The 15,265-nt window shown below is 50.5% G+C and carries 13 protein-coding genes; 3 read left to right on the top strand and 10 right to left on the bottom strand.

Going from position 1 to position 15,265, the window contains the following annotated elements:
• Positions 1-80: 80 nt before the first annotated feature.
• From NST99_RS13010 to NST99_RS12985, 6 genes are read right to left on the bottom strand one after another with little or no spacing between them, the layout of a single operon-like run.
• A complete protein-coding gene (locus tag NST99_RS13010; RefSeq protein ID WP_341092210.1) occupies positions 81-1,205 on the bottom strand; it encodes a DUF4432 family protein in 1,125 nt (374 codons plus the stop codon).
• Positions 1,195-1,902 carry a beta-phosphoglucomutase gene (gene pgmB / locus NST99_RS13005; RefSeq protein ID WP_341092209.1) on the bottom strand — a complete coding sequence of 236 codons (708 nt, stop codon included), beginning with the start codon at positions 1,900-1,902 and terminating at the stop codon, positions 1,195-1,197. The genes NST99_RS13010 and pgmB overlap by 11 nt, the downstream gene beginning before the upstream one ends.
• On the bottom strand, positions 1,883-4,144 hold the full coding sequence (locus tag NST99_RS13000; RefSeq protein ID WP_341092207.1) for a glycoside hydrolase family 65 protein: 2,262 nt from the start codon (positions 4,142-4,144) through the stop codon (positions 1,883-1,885). Before NST99_RS13000 ends, pgmB begins: the two co-directional genes overlap by 20 nt.
• A 52-nt stretch (positions 4,145-4,196) precedes the next feature.
• A complete protein-coding gene (locus NST99_RS12995) occupies positions 4,197-5,021 on the bottom strand; it encodes a carbohydrate ABC transporter permease (protein WP_341097637.1) in 825 nt (274 codons plus the stop codon).
• 20 nt (positions 5,022-5,041) lie between these two features.
• Complete coding sequence (locus tag NST99_RS12990; protein WP_341092206.1) at positions 5,042-5,917, bottom strand: carbohydrate ABC transporter permease; 876 nt, start codon at positions 5,915-5,917, stop codon at positions 5,042-5,044.
• A 33-nt stretch (positions 5,918-5,950) separates the two neighbouring features.
• On the bottom strand, positions 5,951-7,297 hold the full coding sequence (locus tag NST99_RS12985; protein WP_341092204.1) for an ABC transporter substrate-binding protein: 1,347 nt from the start codon (positions 7,295-7,297) through the stop codon (positions 5,951-5,953).
• 319 nt (positions 7,298-7,616) lie between these two features.
• On the opposite strand from NST99_RS12985, the gene NST99_RS12980 reads away from it, so the two are divergent.
• Both NST99_RS12980 and NST99_RS12975 read left to right on the top strand, forming a co-directional pair.
• Positions 7,617-9,440, top strand: a complete 1,824-nt coding sequence (locus NST99_RS12980; RefSeq protein WP_341092202.1) for a sensor histidine kinase — start codon at positions 7,617-7,619, stop codon at positions 9,438-9,440.
• 1 nt (position 9,441) lies between these two features.
• Positions 9,442-11,070 (top strand): response regulator, encoded by a 1,629-nt coding sequence (locus NST99_RS12975; RefSeq protein WP_341092200.1) that lies wholly within the window; start codon positions 9,442-9,444, stop codon positions 11,068-11,070.
• A 142-nt stretch (positions 11,071-11,212) separates the two neighbouring features.
• Here the strand turns inward: NST99_RS12975 and NST99_RS12970 are convergent, their stop codons facing one another.
• Positions 11,213-11,386, bottom strand: a complete 174-nt coding sequence (locus NST99_RS12970) for a hypothetical protein (protein WP_173139976.1) — start codon at positions 11,384-11,386, stop codon at positions 11,213-11,215.
• Positions 11,387-11,486: 100 nt separating this feature from the next.
• A complete protein-coding gene (locus NST99_RS12965; RefSeq protein ID WP_341092199.1) occupies positions 11,487-12,389 on the bottom strand; it encodes an ArsR/SmtB family transcription factor in 903 nt (300 codons plus the stop codon).
• 154 nt (positions 12,390-12,543) lie between these two features.
• Here NST99_RS12965 and arfA point away from each other — a divergent pair, with 154 nt between their 5' ends.
• Positions 12,544-14,052 (top strand): arabinosylfuranosidase ArfA, encoded by a 1,509-nt coding sequence (gene arfA, locus NST99_RS12960; protein WP_341092195.1) that lies wholly within the window; start codon positions 12,544-12,546, stop codon positions 14,050-14,052.
• Between the two features lie 10 nt (positions 14,053-14,062).
• Here arfA and NST99_RS12955 read toward each other — a convergent pair whose 3' ends face one another.
• Both NST99_RS12955 and NST99_RS12950 read right to left on the bottom strand, forming a co-directional pair.
• Positions 14,063-14,752 carry an LrgB family protein gene (locus NST99_RS12955; RefSeq protein WP_038590072.1) on the bottom strand — a complete coding sequence of 230 codons (690 nt, stop codon included), beginning with the start codon at positions 14,750-14,752 and terminating at the stop codon, positions 14,063-14,065.
• Complete coding sequence (locus tag NST99_RS12950) at positions 14,749-15,159, bottom strand: CidA/LrgA family protein (RefSeq protein WP_341092194.1); 411 nt, start codon at positions 15,157-15,159, stop codon at positions 14,749-14,751. The genes NST99_RS12955 and NST99_RS12950 overlap by 4 nt, the downstream gene beginning before the upstream one ends.
• Positions 15,160-15,265 lie beyond the last annotated feature (106 nt).

The following is a 15,265-nucleotide window of genomic DNA, read 5'->3' as shown; positions in this document are numbered from 1 at the left end:
ACCAGTCACCGGAACTCCGCCGGTGACTGGTTTATTTCGTTTCATTTGAACCTAGATGGAGTCTGTGCTCCTGACATGATTCACTTTGCCGCACTTCGGATCAAGCCCGTAAGGGTTGTAATCTCCTGCGGATCACGAGTCGCCCCCAAGATGATCCAGCCGGTACACTGGCCGCGGGGCCCGATATAGACAATTTCACCGTCTATCGTTTTTTGCTTCAAGGAATTGGGTCTGGTTTTACAAGGCTCTAGAGCATACATGCTGTCCCCGATCGCCCGTTTGGCAACTAGTGAACGGGGATAACATTGCAGAGAACGAATCACATAAGCCGCGGCATCTTGTCCTGTGTTCACCAGCATTTCGGCCGTCAACTCCAGGCCCCCGCCTGCGGCACCACAATAATCGCGGACCTGCGGCAGAACGGCCAGCCCTTCCACGGGTTCAGGAACATATTGATAACAGCGGATCGGGTCCAGCCTGGTTCTCGAATCGTAAATGGCAAAAGGATCCTTCTCAGGCGGAGCAGAATCGCGGAGCAGCATTTTGGAGGACGAGACCGGCAGAACATAACTTCCGCCTCCCGATATAAAAGCCCCTGCCAGCTGGATATGATATCCGTCATCAACCGGTTGGGCGGTATCCGTTAAATTCCGCACCGTATCCTCCCGGAACAGCGCAGCTGCCCTGTAATTTGTTACGATCCGGATTGTTTTTTCATACACAGGCGATGCTCCATATCCTCTCACGGGAACGTTGCCCTCCAGACAGATTTGCCGCTCATCCCAGATCAGCCGTACCGATTCCGGCAACGCCGGGGAATAAGACCCGGTCCCATGGACGGTTCTTACCTGATCCGGGGTGCCGAAGATTTCAGGCCCTATAGCAGCCACGGCCGCATAGAAGCCTGAATCCCAGCCCGAATGCTCATTGTCGGACAGATCCACGTGCTCCGGATGCAGCAGATGCCGCTCATCACGCTCCCAGCTGATCTTCTCAGAATCCAGCCTGATTTCCCCAATGTCCATCCCCCGTTCCAGAATCACTGTAAAGACAAGTCTGCCATTGGATATAGTCAGCAGATTAAGCTGTGAGCCAAAGCAATCTGTAACAAGCGTAAGGGTGACAAATCCGCCTTCCGGCAGCGCCTGCGGAATACCCGGCTGCATCCGTGTCAGCGTCAATACGGTTATCCGCTCATTGTCCATTCGGGCCGTCTCCCCATCCGGTGGAACCGGTTATCCCCATATGGCTCATCAGAAACACGGGTTCAAGCTGTTCAAAGCTGGTGATGGTAAGATGAGCGCGGGTAAGCAGCCGCCCGTCTCCGATGCCGACAACGCGCATGCCCGCCCGGATTGCACCTTCTACACCGGCTGCCGCATCTTCAAAGACAAAACAGGCGGCCGGGGCTACACTGATCAGCCGGGCGGCCTGCAGGAATACCTCCGGATCCGGCTTCGCCCTGACAATGCTGTTCCCGTCCACCACCACGTCAAACAGTGGCCTGATGTTCACTTGGTCCAAAATAAAAGGAGCGTTTTTGCTTGCCGATGCAATCCCTGTTTTGATTCCGCATGAGCGCAAATGGCCAAGAAAGTCGCGGACACCGGGCAATACATCAGCGGGCGTAAGCGTTGCCAGGAACTCCTTGTACCACTCATTTTTCCGGGAAGCCAGCGCCTCCTTCCGCTCCGGCGTTACCTCCGTTATCCCGCCGGCCAGAAGCAGAAGTTCAAGCGACTCCATGCGGCTGACGCCCTTCAGCTGCTCATTCTCTCTTTCGCTGAAAGCGAACCCTAACTCCCCGGCAAGACGCTTCCAGGCATTGTAGTGAAATTTTGCGGTATCGACAATGACCCCGTCTAAATCAAAGATGGCTGCCTCAAATGGTTTTGCTCGCAATAGCTTCCTCCCTCCCGTCCAGCTTATGCACTTCATAAGCACCTGGATTAACCGTTACCCGGTAGCGCTCCCCTCGCCAAACGATCTGGAAGCTCAGCTCCTCCCAGCCCTCAGGCAGCCGGGGTTGCAGGTGAAGGGTCTCGCTCCACATCGCACTCGTCAAACCGGCAAAGCCGTAAACGATGAGCTGCCACAGGCCCCCGCAATTGGCGATGTGAATCCCCTCAGCAGCACCCTTTTTCTCCAAGGAGAGATCGATAGCCATCACCTGCTGCAGAAAATCTCCCGCTTCCTCCTTTTGATTCAGCCAGGATGCCACAATGCCGTGAACCGCCGCTGACAAGGAGGAATCATGGGTCGTGATCGGCTCATAATACGCATAGGACGCTTTCATCTGCTCCCGGGAGAATTCCTGTGGAAACAGCAGCATTAATTCCAGAACATCCGCCTGCTTTAACGCCTTGGAGCGATAATTGCGCTCCTGGGAAATAAAATGGCCAAAGGGCCTGGACCTGTCGGTCCAGAGACTTGCAAAATCCACATCTGCATAGGAGCCGAAATCGTCGGATTGCGGAACAATCTCCGTCAGGCTGTCATAAGGCAGCCTCAGCTTCTCCGCCGTGTGCCGGAAAAGCTCCCGTTCAACGGGACGAATATCCAGCAGCTCTGCCGCTGCCGCATAGCTGTCCGGCTTACTGCCTTGCAGGCTGTCCAGACAAGCAACGGTCTGCTCCAGGCTGAATTTGACCATGCGGTTGGTGAAGGCATTGTTGCGGGTAAAGGGCAGATATTCGTCCGGCCCCATAACAGCGAGCAGCTCGCAAGCCCCCTCCCGGTTCCAATCCACCCGGTCACACCAATAACGGGCCGTCTCAACCAGAATATCAATGCCATAGCGCTCCAGAAATTCATTATCTCCTGTAGCTCTCACGTAGTGGAATAACGCATAGACTATATCCGCTGTTATATGTATTTCGTGATCAGCGTACTGCCAGTTGGCACATTGCTCTTCCCCGCTTAGCGAGGACTCCCAGGCATACCGCGCTCCCCGGTATCCATATTTCCGTGCATTGCATCTGGCTCCTTCGAGCGTATTGTAGCGGAACAGAAGCAGATTGCGGGCAGCCTGCGGGTTGGTGTGCAGGTAGAAGGGCAGCAGGTTGATCTCTGTATCCCAGAAATACCTGCCGAAATAGGCCTCGCCGGCATAACCTTTGGCACAGATCGCCACCCGTGCATCCTGTTCCGCATTGGAGCGGATCAGATGATACAGAGAAGCGCGGACGCTTACTTGTGCCAGATCATCACCCTTAATGCGGATATCAGCTGCCTGCCACTTGCTCTTCCAGCTGTCAGCATGCCGGTTATACAGCTGGTCACAGCCTAAAACGCGTGCGCGGCTGAGCTGCGTTAGCGCCCTGCTGCGGGCTGTTCCCTCCTTCATATCCCGGTCCGTCGTTACCGCAGTCAGCTTGCTTACAGTCAGCCGGTCACCGGTCTGCAAGCTGCATTCCCCGCGGAGCGCAGCCATCACCCGGGTATGTTCTGCCTGCCAGTTCACCGCTTCAGAGGTTTCCAGCGCGGACAGCATGAAGATTTGATTGCCCTCCTCCGTCAGGGTTTCGAGTGACAGGCTGCCCTCTGATTCCGCCGAGGGAACTATCCGGGCAAAATGATTCATTCCATTGGTGCGCACATCAGCCCGGAGGGTGGCTTTCACCTCCAGCCTGCCTTCGCCTGACAGCACCTCAAGCTGTACCCGCTGGACGCAAAGATGGGGATCCGCCATGCTGATGTACCGGTTAAAGGTACAATGAAGCTGCATGCCCTCTGCCGTTTCCCATATAAATGAACGATGAAGGCTTCCATCCCGCAGATCCAGCCAACGTCTGTAACCGCTGATCCGGCAGCGGTCCATATTCAGACACTCGCCTGCCGACCGAAATTCAAGCCCCAGATAATAAGGGAGATTGACAATCTCCTCCTTCAGCAGCGGATGCCGGCCGACAATGCCCGGAATGAAGGTTCCCTGCTTGGACTTGGGATGCCGCGGCTTCTCAAGCGTGACGTTATCGGGAAAGCGCAGATATTCCTCATCCTGGGGCGCATCGCTGCATCCCTCCTCAAAACTTCCACGGACATGCATGTAGCCGTTCCCCTGGGTAAAGAGCCCCTCATAATGCTTATGCAGTCCGGCCTGATACCCGTTTTCTTTCAGGCACCACAGGTTTTCCTCATTCATCTGCAACCCCTCAGTTTCTCCTGTATTTTTCCTTCAGTCACCATCCGGTTCATCATCCCTTGACCGCTCCCGCTGCAAGTCCGGATACAACCTGCTCCTGCAGCAGCATATAAACCAGGATACTCGGAATAATGACGACCATCGTGGCCGCAAACATGACGCCGTAATCACTGGCAAACTGGCTTTTGAAATAATAGAGCGCAAGCGGCAGTGTCCGGCTTTGATTGCCCGTCGTCAGAATTATAGCGAATTGAAATTCATTCCAGCAGAGCAGAAACTGCATCACACCCGCCGTGCCGAAGCCCGGCTTCGATATGGGCAGAATAATTCTGAAGAATGTCTGGATGAAGCTGGCACCATCCAGGTAAGCCGATTCCTCCATTTCCTTGGGAATTGTCAGGAAATAGCTTGATAGAATATAGAGCGAGACCGGCAATCCAAAGCCGGTATACACGATAATAAGTCCAATCAGCTTGTCGTACAGCCCAAGCGCGTTAACCGTCAAGTATAGCGGCTGCAGCATCGCTGCGCCGGGAATCAGCAGAGAAAGGGAGAACGCTCCCATCAGCAGCTTCTTGCCGCGGAATTGAAAGCGCGCCAGGACATAGGCTGCCATTCCGAGCAGAAGCAGGTTCAATACTGTTCCGAAGATCCCCACGATTACACTGTTGACGTAGAACCGGGAAATCGGCGCAATTTTGAAGGCCATGGCGTAATTTGAAAAGCGGAAGCTGCTTGGCCAGCCGAGCGAATTGCTCAAAATCTCGGCATTGGTCTTAAACGAAGCCATCAGCACCCACAGGAACGGACCCAGCGACAACAGGACAATCAGGAGCACAAACCCGTATTTAAGTACAGCCAAACCTTGTTTCAACATTCTCACCCCATCCGCTCCATTCAGTTTTGGGAGCTGCCTATTCTGAACAGATTTCGGCACAGCAGGACAAAGATCAAGCCAAAGCCGATTAGGAAGACGCCCACTGAATTGGAATAACCGAAGTTGTTGTCCATGAGTGCGGTCTTGTAAATATAAATGGGCAAATTCATTGTTTCATTGCCGGGTCCGCCGCCAGTCGTCATCAATATAATATCCATCTTCTGCAGCATGCTTGTTCCGGCCAGAATCACGCAGGTGCCGATAATATTACGCAGCATCGGAATGATGATGTACAGATTGATCTTCAGGTTGCTGGCCCCGTCGATACGCGCCGATTCAAAGAGACTTTCCGGAATGGCTGCGATCTCGGCCAGGATCAGAATGGTGACGACCGCCGCATAGGGCAACCAGGTCATAGTGACAGAGAAGAAGGCTGTTGCATAATCCATGAACCAGTTCTGAGCATAATCCGCATTCCCAAACAAACGGGCAATACTGTTCACCGCACCGAACTCAGGATTGAGCATACACAGAAACAGCATACCCACAGCTGCGCCCGAGATAATGTTGGGAAACATGTAAACCGTGCGTGCAAACTTCCAGTAGAATTCTTTCATACTGAGAATAATTGCGAAAATTGTGCCGGTGGCCACGTGGATTGTGGACTGGAGCACAACCCAAACACCTGTATTCAGAGCACTCTTGCGAAAATCAGAATCGTCAGTAAACAGCTGAATATAGTTAGCGAGACCGGTAAACACCGGTTTTCGTCCGGCCGACCATTCCGTAAAAGACGTACCGAACAGAATGACAAGCGAGACGGCATAGACAATAATAAACAATGCTACAGTCGGCAACAGGAAAAGCGCGATATACCCCCTATTTTTCCTAACCATCCATATAGTCCTCCCCAATCCTCAGCTTACTGTTTATTTATTTTTGGCTGCAATATCCGTCAGTTCCTTGGCAATCTCTTCTGCCGTTGACCGGCTGGAGACCAGCTTGGGATAAAGGTTCTTCCAGGCATCCGTTACGTTCGGATAGACGATGGAGTCAAGTGTTCGATAATGAAGCTGTGTCTTTTGCGCTACCGTTATAGATTCAACAATAATCGGATATTTCTGTTTAAGAGCATCCGAAGGCTGAATCTCATTCGATACCGGCATCACATTTCCATATTCAAGCGCGATGGCCTGTCCCTCAAGCCCCGTCTTGAAACGGATGAATTTCTCAGCGGCTTCGCGGGTTTCCGGCGTTTTGGCTCCGATCATATAGCCAACCTCATAGGTGGAAATCAGGCTGTTATTCGGATACGCTGCAACACCCACTTTTTTATCGAAATCTTTACTGCTTTTAGTCGGATCGCTGAAATCTCCAATCATCCAGGGACCATTGGCAATCATAGCCGCCTTGCTCTGGCAGAAGGCGTTGGCTGCATTGGCATATCCGGCGCCAAGCGCATCCTTCGTCGCATACTTCTCCAATATCTCCTTCATCATGGTAAGTGCCTGAATCATTTCGGGCGTATTGAAGTCGGCAGGGTGTAGTGTGTTCATGAACGATTTGCCGTTATCCCCGTTAGTGCCGATCATTGCAGCAAGAATCAGATTCGTCGTCCAGGCATTCTCCCCGGTCATCAGTGCCAGTGGAACAAAGCCAGCAGCCTTCAGCTTCTCGTTGTTGCTCATGAATTCATCCCATGTTTCCGCCGGCTTGATCCCTGCCTGCTCGAACATTTCTTTATTGTAGAAATAACCGATATTCTGCTTCTGATCGCTGATCGACCAGATCTTTCCGTCCCGGGTATTGGAAGCAAGCGCATCTTCTCCGATGGCTGCCTTCCATTCCGGGTCCTTGTCTAAATAATCATTGAAAGGGGTTGCAAGATTACCTTTGATTAAAACGTCATTAATTCCGTCTTTGCCCATGACGACATCCGGAACATCTCCGGAGGCTGCCAGAATTTTAATTTTGTCAACATATGCGGCATCACTTGGTATTTCTTCAACCACAACCTCCACTTCATTACCATACTTGGCATTAAACTGCTTGATCTGTTCTTCCTCCATCTTGGCTGACGCATGCGTGCCGACCCGGAATGTAAGATAAGAAATTTTCACCGGCGCCTTGGCAGCAGGTGCGGCATTTCCCGAGTCTGCTGTTACGGCCGCTCCGCTGTTCTCTGCTGAATTCTCTGATCCGCATGCTGTAATGGACAGAGTCAGCATCAGAGTGCCTGCTAAGGTAAAGCCCGCTTTGTACAAAGATTTTCTCACAATAAATCCCCCTCTAACTAATTGATGGCTTAATGCAGGGCATAACCCTGCGGCCAATTACGGTTGTTTACAGCTCTCATTGTAAAACAAAGAAAAATGCGAATGAATTCGTTTTTCCGTATGATCTTTTATAATATCTTGAGCAAATAAGGCAAGGCAGCGGGATGAATGAAAGGGTTTTCAGATTTCTTTAACTCTTTATCGTTTTCTTTACTATCTGGCCGGAAAAGGCTGTATTTCAGTCTGCTCGGCTATCCGCCACAATGAAATGATTATATAATGGCTGTACTATAGAATCATCAACCAAGGAGCAACCTGCATGCCCAAAGATCAGATCCTGCAGCGGTTCAGCCTTCGCCACATTTCCGGATGTTTCACCAGCATTCCGGTAAGGAATAAAATTGTAATCATCATCTTTCTGCTGATTCTTCTGCCGATGACATTCGCCGGCTGCTATTTCTATTGGAACATTTCCCAGATTCTAACGAGAAATGCCAATGATAATCTGTCCCTTCTGATCCGCCAGACCAACGATAATATTGAGAAGTCCTTCCAAATTATTGATAATACCTCCCTGCATTTCCTCTCCAATAAAATGTTAAGAAACTGGTTAATCGACGATGTGTCTCTGAGCGATGACTTCTACAAGAAATTCGTCAATAAAAGTGAAATGGAAGAGGATTTGAAGTACAGCCTTATGTTCAACAATGCTTGGAATATCAGCCTGCTATCAACGGCCTATGTGTTTTTTGATACCGACAACTATGTATCCGTTCTAAAGTCACCGCCAAATATTGAGCAAATTAATATGAACAATCTCGCTGTCTATCAATCGGTTAATGGCAGAATGGTTCGCGGCAAGGAAATTCTTACGCCAAGCCTCGGTGACCCCACCCTCTATTTCATACGGGTGATGTCCAATATCAACCTTCCCGAGCAGCGCCTTGTGCTGATCTTCGGCACGAATGAAGCAGATTTGGCAGAAGAATATTCCGGGCTGCTCGCCTTCCCGGGCGCTATGGCCTACATTATTGATAACCGGGGAGTCATCTATTCCAGTGCCCATAAGCAGGAGCTGGGTTCCATCGTTTCTCCTGACGTGTTGGAGCTGAAGGATAATACAGAAGTAAGTGAAGTGAAGCTAAACCAGGAGATCTACCTGGCAGCTTCCCGTAGCATCGGCACCACAGGGCTTACCTTTATTGCAGGCATTCCCAAGAAGCAGGTACTCGCCAAATTGTCCGGGAGCATGCGCAATTATATTTGGATTATCGCGCTGATTGCTTTCGTATCGCTTGCAGCAGGCGTTCTGCTGTCTCTTCGCTTTACCCGGGTCGTCCGTGATCTGCTGCGGAGTATCCGAAAGGTAAAGAAAGGGGATTACAACACAAAGATGCCGGCCTACAAAGATGTGGAGCTCAATCAGTTGAGTACCACCTTCAACAACATGACGGACGAAATCAATTATCTCATCAAGGAAGTGTATGAGAAGCATTTGCTGGTCAAGGAGTCAGAGATCAAATTCCTGCAGGCTCAGATGAATCCTCATTTTCTGTTCAATACGTTAATTACCATCGGCTACAAAGCGAAATTATCCAAAGATGAGACCGTTTACAAAATGGTAACCTCCCTTACAGAACTGCTTCAGGCAAGTATTAATTCGAACAGTCTGGCCAAAATCCCGATTCGTCAGGAACTGGACTTCATCAGATTTTATCTTTATCTGCAAAAAGAAAGGTTTGAGGACAAACTGGAGTATTCGGTCCAGATCGAGGATGATGCCATATTGGATCTGCTGCTTCCCAAGCTGAGTGTTGAACCCCTGGTGGAAAATGCCGTGGTTCACGGTGTAGAAAAAAAGCTGGGCAAGGGAATCATCCACATCCGCATTTACCGCCGGAACGATTCAGTCTATTTTGAGATCACGGATAATGGCAGCGGATTTGAGCATGTGCCCCGGAATTGGAGTAATTTCGAAAGCCTCACCATGCGCAAACAAGGCCACAACAATATTGGCCTGATTAACACGCATAAACGGGTTATGCTGATCTACGGCGAGCCTTATGGAATTAATGTCGAGAGCGAACTTGGGGCAGGAGCCAAAGTCACCCTGCACATACCGGCAGATCAGGGGGAACTATAACATGTATAAGGTCATGATTGTTGATGATGAGCCTGTTATCAAAAAAGGGCTGAAGTGCTTTATTGATTGGGATGTTCTTCAATGCGAGGTCATTTGTGAGGCATCCAACGGGATGGAAGCCGCAGAGCTGCTGGGCTATTATGATATCGATATTATTGTAACGGATATCCGTATGCCAGGGATGGATGGTCTTGCTTTATCGGATTATGTGCACCAACACTTTCCGCAGATTAAGGTTATTATTCTTACTGCCTTCGCAGACTTCTCCTATGCCCAAACGGCCATTCAATATGAGGTAGTCGATTTTGTAGTCAAGACCAATCCCACTGAGCAGATTCCTAGGGCCATTGAAAAGGCCACGCGGCTGCTGGAAAAGGACCGGGAGCAGAAGCAGAAGGTTAGGCAGCTGGAGAGCAAGCTCAACGACAATCTGTCCGAAATCAGTGAAAAATTTCTGAAGGAGGCCGTCGACGGCTTGATCAGCGACGAAGCCGGTTTAATCAGCCGCTCAAGCGAGCTGGGCCTGCAATTAGAGAACTATTTCGCGGTCTATATGGAGGTTAAGGAGATGGCGGGGGCAGGCCCCTATGCCTATGCCGGTGCCCCGGCGAATGACCATTACCGGTTCCTGGCCTCCATCCGCCAATTCCTTGCACTGGCCTTCGGGGAACAACCTTCTTATATTATGGCCATGGAAAAAAACACCCTGCTGGCTATTGTCTCCATGAGCGGCGGCAATGCAGCAGTCTCCACACAAGCCCTGCTCACGATTAGCAATGAAATCCTTGCCATGGCGGAGAACTTCAGGCAATGCCATGTCAATATCGGCATCAGCTTGATACACCGGGATGTGCTGACGCTGTCAAGGGCTTACCTTGAGGCCAAAGAGGCGCTGCAAGGCAGCTTTTATAACGATAATTATGTGGCTGTTTATATGCCTCATTCGAACCAGATAGTTACTCCCGGAGCTCCTCCCCATCACGCTGCTGAGCAAATTGTCGGATATCTGCAGCAAGGACAAAGCGATCAGGCAATCCAGCGGCTGGATCAGCTGCTGGAGAGTTACAGAAGCATTAAAGAGCCTATCGGGAATGTAAAGGTAGCCTGTCTGCTTATCGGTTCCTACTGTTTCCGTCTGCTGAGCACCAGTCAGCCCTTCGCGCCGGAGATGGATGAAAGTCAATCCGCAGTGTATAAGCAAATCCAGGAGAGCAAGAGCATTCAGCTGTTGGCAGATATCCTCAAGCGCCTGATCCGAAGCTGCTCAAAGGCAATGGCGCTGAATGACAGACAGCCCAATTACATCGTTATCGAATGCCAGAAATATATAAGGGAGCATTACAACCAGAACCTGAATCTGCAGATTATTGCCGACCATATCCACATTAACAGCAGCTACCTCAGCCGCCTGTACAAAAAAGTTACCGGTGAGTCCATCATCGACGTGATCAACAAGTACCGGATTGAAATGGCCAAGAAACTACTCAGGAATCCGGCGAGTAAAGTATTTGAAGTTGCGGAAGCAGTCGGTATTGAGACCCCTGCTTATTTCACCCATGTGTTCTCCAAATACACAGGAATGAGTCCCAAGGAATACAAGCTGAATTATTCACAGACCGAATTGGGATAAAAGGTGTAGCTTGTAGCGTCCATGAAACTCAAGCGCTGTCCCTGCAGAAATTCCATGGAACAGCTCCAGGAAATTGTTTATTTCCTAAGCTAAAATACAGACTATCCCCGAAAGGATAGTCTGCTTTGGCAGCTCACTTGGATTAATTTTTGGGGAGCGGGTCTGGATGCGCCGATTCTGCAGGTTTAGCCACCCAGTCATCAGCCTCCGGTTCGATATCGACGCCATTCTCCATCTTTTTGCGCTCGGCGAGAGAATCACCGTCTTTGTTTTCTTTATTGCGGAGATCCGCTTCGTTTTGCGTGTGATCTGACATGTGAATTCCTCCTAGACTTTTTTGGGCCACATAGTTATAGTTACCCGTTGACCTGGTTTGCAAACATTTTGCAGGATAATCCTGAATTATTGCACATCGGCTATTCGTAATATACCCGGAAGACAATGTCCTGCTCATAATTCCCGAATCCGCGGCCAAACAGGGTTAAACCGCCCCGCCTTCGGGTGGTGTCCTCCGCAGTAAGCCGGAAGATCCAGTGATCCTGCTCCCAACCCGCATCTTCAATAGTGACCGCAGAGATCTGCTGTCCGTCCACATATGTACCGCCTTTATTAATCCTTAGGACCTTGAGCAGCCCATATTGGTTGACATCCGAGTTCCACCAAGCCGGAGTAAGGCGTCCTCTCATTACCCCGAAGTCACCGGGACTGGTCCATTTCCCCAGCTCCATACCATTCAAGGTAAAGCTGATGTCCGAAGGCCATTTCTCGTTCACATGCGGTGCCTCTGAGCCGATTTCCATAGAGATCTCGATTTCCTGAACCGTCTGGTCCATAAAAAGATAGTTAGGAACCTTGTACTCGGCGTAACCTTTGGCAAACCATAAAATCCCCGCATCTACCCGTTCCGGATCTAGAAAATAACGCGGATCATCATAATACCCGATCAGCTTTTCCGTTGTGGCAATACCGCAGGTCGGCGAAGCTTGCAGATCGGTATAATGTCCGACAGGCACCGACACCTCGACCACTTTTCTGGCGATCCCCTTTGAACCCGACAGCTTAATCTGCAGGAAATTGGCTGACAGTGAACAGAACTTGTAGGTCCCTCCGTCGATTCGCTTCATTTGCGAGCTTACAATTCCTGCCTTTTGGAGCTTGGCGACATGGGAGCTCACAATTGCACTGCTGAGATAAAGTCTGGCTGCCAGCTCTTTAATATGCATTTCCTGCGTGCCAAGCAGTTCAATAATCCGCAGTCTGACCTCACTGGCCAGCGCTTCATAGACCTTAAGGGATTCTGAATCCGTTGTTAAATACATATCCCATCCTCCATTATCCGTAATTGAATTAACATTTTTATTAATCCTTAATATTTATATTGCTTAGTATAGCTTGATATACGTATTATGTAATCAGTCATTACTTCAACGGATTAATATAATCATTAATCCTAAACAAAGGAGCAGGAAATTCATGACGATACAATCCTCGATGATTGTCGATAAGGATTTTAAGCTGGCTGAGGTGGACCCGCGGGTCTACGGTTCTTTCATTGAACATCTGGGACGGGCTGTCTATGGCGGTATTTACGAACCAGGACATCCAACAGCAGATGAGAACGGCTTCCGCGGAGATGCCCTGCAGGCCATCCGCACGCTCAATGTCCCGATTATCCGTTATCCCGGCGGAAACTTCGTCTCAGGCTACAACTGGGAAGATGGAGTTGGTCCCAAGGCTGAGCGTAAGCGCTCTCTTGAACTCGCCTGGTGGACGACCGAAACCAATCAAATGGGTACTAATGAATTTGCAGAGTGGGCTAAGCTGGCAGGTTCCGAAGTTATGATGGCCGTCAATCTCGGTACCCGCGGGATCGATGCGGCCAGAAATCTGGTCGAGTATTGCAACCATCCCTCCGGCTCTTACTGGAGTGATCTGCGGATCTCCCACGGTTATGCAGCCCCGCATGCCTTTAAAACCTGGTGTCTCGGCAATGAAATGGATGGTCCATGGCAGATCGGGGCCAAGACGGCAGTTGAATACGGGCGCCTTGCCAATGAAACAGCCAAAGCCATGCGCTGGGTGGATCCTTCGCTTGAGCTTGTCGCCTGCGGCAGCTCAGGCAGCGGGATGAACACCTTCGCCGAGTGGGAAGCTACTGTGCTGGATCTCACCTACGATAATGTGGATTTCTTGTCTTTGCATACCTATTACAATAACAATGAAGATGATACCCCCAATTTCCTGGCCCGCTCCCTGGATATGGACCAGTTTATCGACAGTGTAGCCGCTGTATGCGATTATATCAAGGCCAAGAAAAAGAGCAGGAAAAAGATTTATCTCTCCATGGATGAATGGAATGTGTGGAAGTCCCAGGGTTCAAGCCGCGCCGAGCAGCATTGGCAGGTCGCCCCGCCGGAATTCGAGGATGTGTACACGCTGGAGGATGCGCTTGTTGTGGGCTGCTGTCTAATCTCTCTGCTGAAGCACGCGGACCGGGTGAAGATGGCCTGCATTGCCCAGCTTATTAATGTCATTGCACCCATTATGACCGAAAACGGCGGTCCGCTCTGGCTGCAGACCACGTACTATCCTTATATGCATGCTTCCGTCTATGGCCGCGGGACCGTTTTGCACCCGCTCATTTCCAGTCCGAAATATGATTCCAAGGATTTCACCGATGTTCCCTATCTGGAAGCAATCAGTGTGTACAACGAAGAGCTGAACGAGGTAACTGTGTTTGCCGTTAACCGCCATCTGGCAGAAGGCTTGGAGCTAGCTGTGGACCTGCGCAGCTTCGGGGCTGTTACCGTGCTCCAGCATACCGTACTGGAACATGAGGATATTCATGCAACGAACACCCGAAGCAACCCCGGGACGGTCCTGCCGCATGACCGCGGCACTGCCACAGCAGACGGCGGACGCGTAAGCGCCCTGCTTCCCAAGGCTTCCTGGAATGTGATCCGGCTGCAGGTGAACGGCTAGTCCAGAGGTATTAATGATACATGATCCAGGCCACGAGCGGTCCGATAATGGAGCCGACGATAGCGCACACCGTCATCGCTACGGAACTCATGGAGACGGACTGTTCGCCATATTCCAAGGCTTTTGCCGTACCAAGTGCATGTGAAGCCGTGCCCAGACCGATCCCGATGCCGGACTCGCCCCGGATGCGGAACAGCTTGATGATGTAAGGACCGCCGATGGCTCCGGTGAATCCGGCAATCATCACAAATACGGAAGTCAACGAGGAATCTCCGCCCAGATTGCTGGAGATTTGAATCGCTACAGCAGTCGTAATCGATTTCGGCAGGACTGAAAGAACATATAATTTGGAAAACCCCATTCCTGCCGCCATCAGCAGGCCGCTGAACATCCCGACCAGAAGTCCGGTTACCGTACCCCCAAGCACTGCGGGAAGGTTCTGCCACAACACATGACGCTGTTTGTACAACGGGTAAGCGAGAGAAACAACTGCAGGTCCAAGCAGCTTGTTGATCCACTCGCCGCCGATCATATAAGTGTCGTAGGAAATATGAAAGCCCATCAGCAGCACAACCACTGTAAAGGTTGCCGTCAGGGCCGGTAGAAGTACGGGGAAACGATAACGTTTGTAAAGCATGGACATCAGGAGATAAATTCCCACATTAAGCAGGATAAAGCCAACTGCGAGCAAAAATCTCATGCTTCCTTCCCCTTCTCTCTAAGGCTTCCGGCGCGGTAGCTGTTTCTGCGTCTGGCGCTGCGGCCGGTGAACCACTGGCTGGAATGGGCCGTTACGACCATGGTCAGCACACTGCTCACCACGAGAATGGCAATCAGCAGGAGTCCTCTGCCGCTGAAAATATCGAGGTGGTTCATAATCCCGGCAGTCGCCGGAATGAAGAACATCGGAAGATAGGCCAGAATAAAGGAGGAGCCATTCTCAATCAGCTTGAGCGGCACGATTTTGCAGAGCAGCAATATAAACAGAAGCAGAAGCCCGACAATACTGCCCGGAACCGGGAGATGCAACAGCTTTTGCAGATAGTCTCCGGCCAGATAGAACGCGTACAATATTCCGACCTCGGCAATAATGCGGATGATTTTCATGATGCAGGAATCCCTTCAGTCTTAAAATGAATATCCTATGTAAAAATACTGACTATATTAGAGTAGCAGAACTTTCAGTAAATTTTCAATTATTTTTCGAAGCTTC

It is taken from the genome of Paenibacillus sp. FSL L8-0470, from assembly GCF_038008625.1.
In the GTDB taxonomy this organism is placed as follows: Bacteria; Bacillota; Bacilli; order Paenibacillales; family Paenibacillaceae; genus Paenibacillus_AQ.
Note: the sequence above shows the minus strand (reverse complement) of the source record. Positions and strands in the feature narration are given on the sequence as shown.

Coding starts and splice junctions, on each gene's coding strand:
- NST99_RS13010 (WP_341092210.1), bottom strand. CDS start 1,205: ATGGACAATGAGCGGATAACCGTATTGACGCTGACACGGATGCAGCCG.
- NST99_RS13000 (WP_341092207.1), bottom strand. CDS start 4,144: ATGAATGAGGAAAACCTGTGGTGCCTGAAAGAAAACGGGTATCAGGCC.
- NST99_RS12995 (WP_341097637.1), bottom strand. CDS start 5,021: ATGTTGAAACAAGGTTTGGCTGTACTTAAATACGGGTTTGTGCTCCTG.
- NST99_RS12990 (WP_341092206.1), bottom strand. CDS start 5,917: ATGGTTAGGAAAAATAGGGGGTATATCGCGCTTTTCCTGTTGCCGACT.
- NST99_RS12980 (WP_341092202.1), top strand. CDS start 7,617: ATGCCCAAAGATCAGATCCTGCAGCGGTTCAGCCTTCGCCACATTTCC.
- NST99_RS12975 (WP_341092200.1), top strand. CDS start 9,442: ATGTATAAGGTCATGATTGTTGATGATGAGCCTGTTATCAAAAAAGGG.
- NST99_RS12970 (WP_173139976.1), bottom strand. CDS start 11,386: ATGTCAGATCACACGCAAAACGAAGCGGATCTCCGCAATAAAGAAAAC.
- NST99_RS12965 (WP_341092199.1), bottom strand. CDS start 12,389: ATGTATTTAACAACGGATTCAGAATCCCTTAAGGTCTATGAAGCGCTG.
- arfA (WP_341092195.1), top strand. CDS start 12,544: ATGACGATACAATCCTCGATGATTGTCGATAAGGATTTTAAGCTGGCT.
- NST99_RS12955 (WP_038590072.1), bottom strand. CDS start 14,752: ATGAGATTTTTGCTCGCAGTTGGCTTTATCCTGCTTAATGTGGGAATT.
- NST99_RS12950 (WP_341092194.1), bottom strand. CDS start 15,159: ATGAAAATCATCCGCATTATTGCCGAGGTCGGAATATTGTACGCGTTC.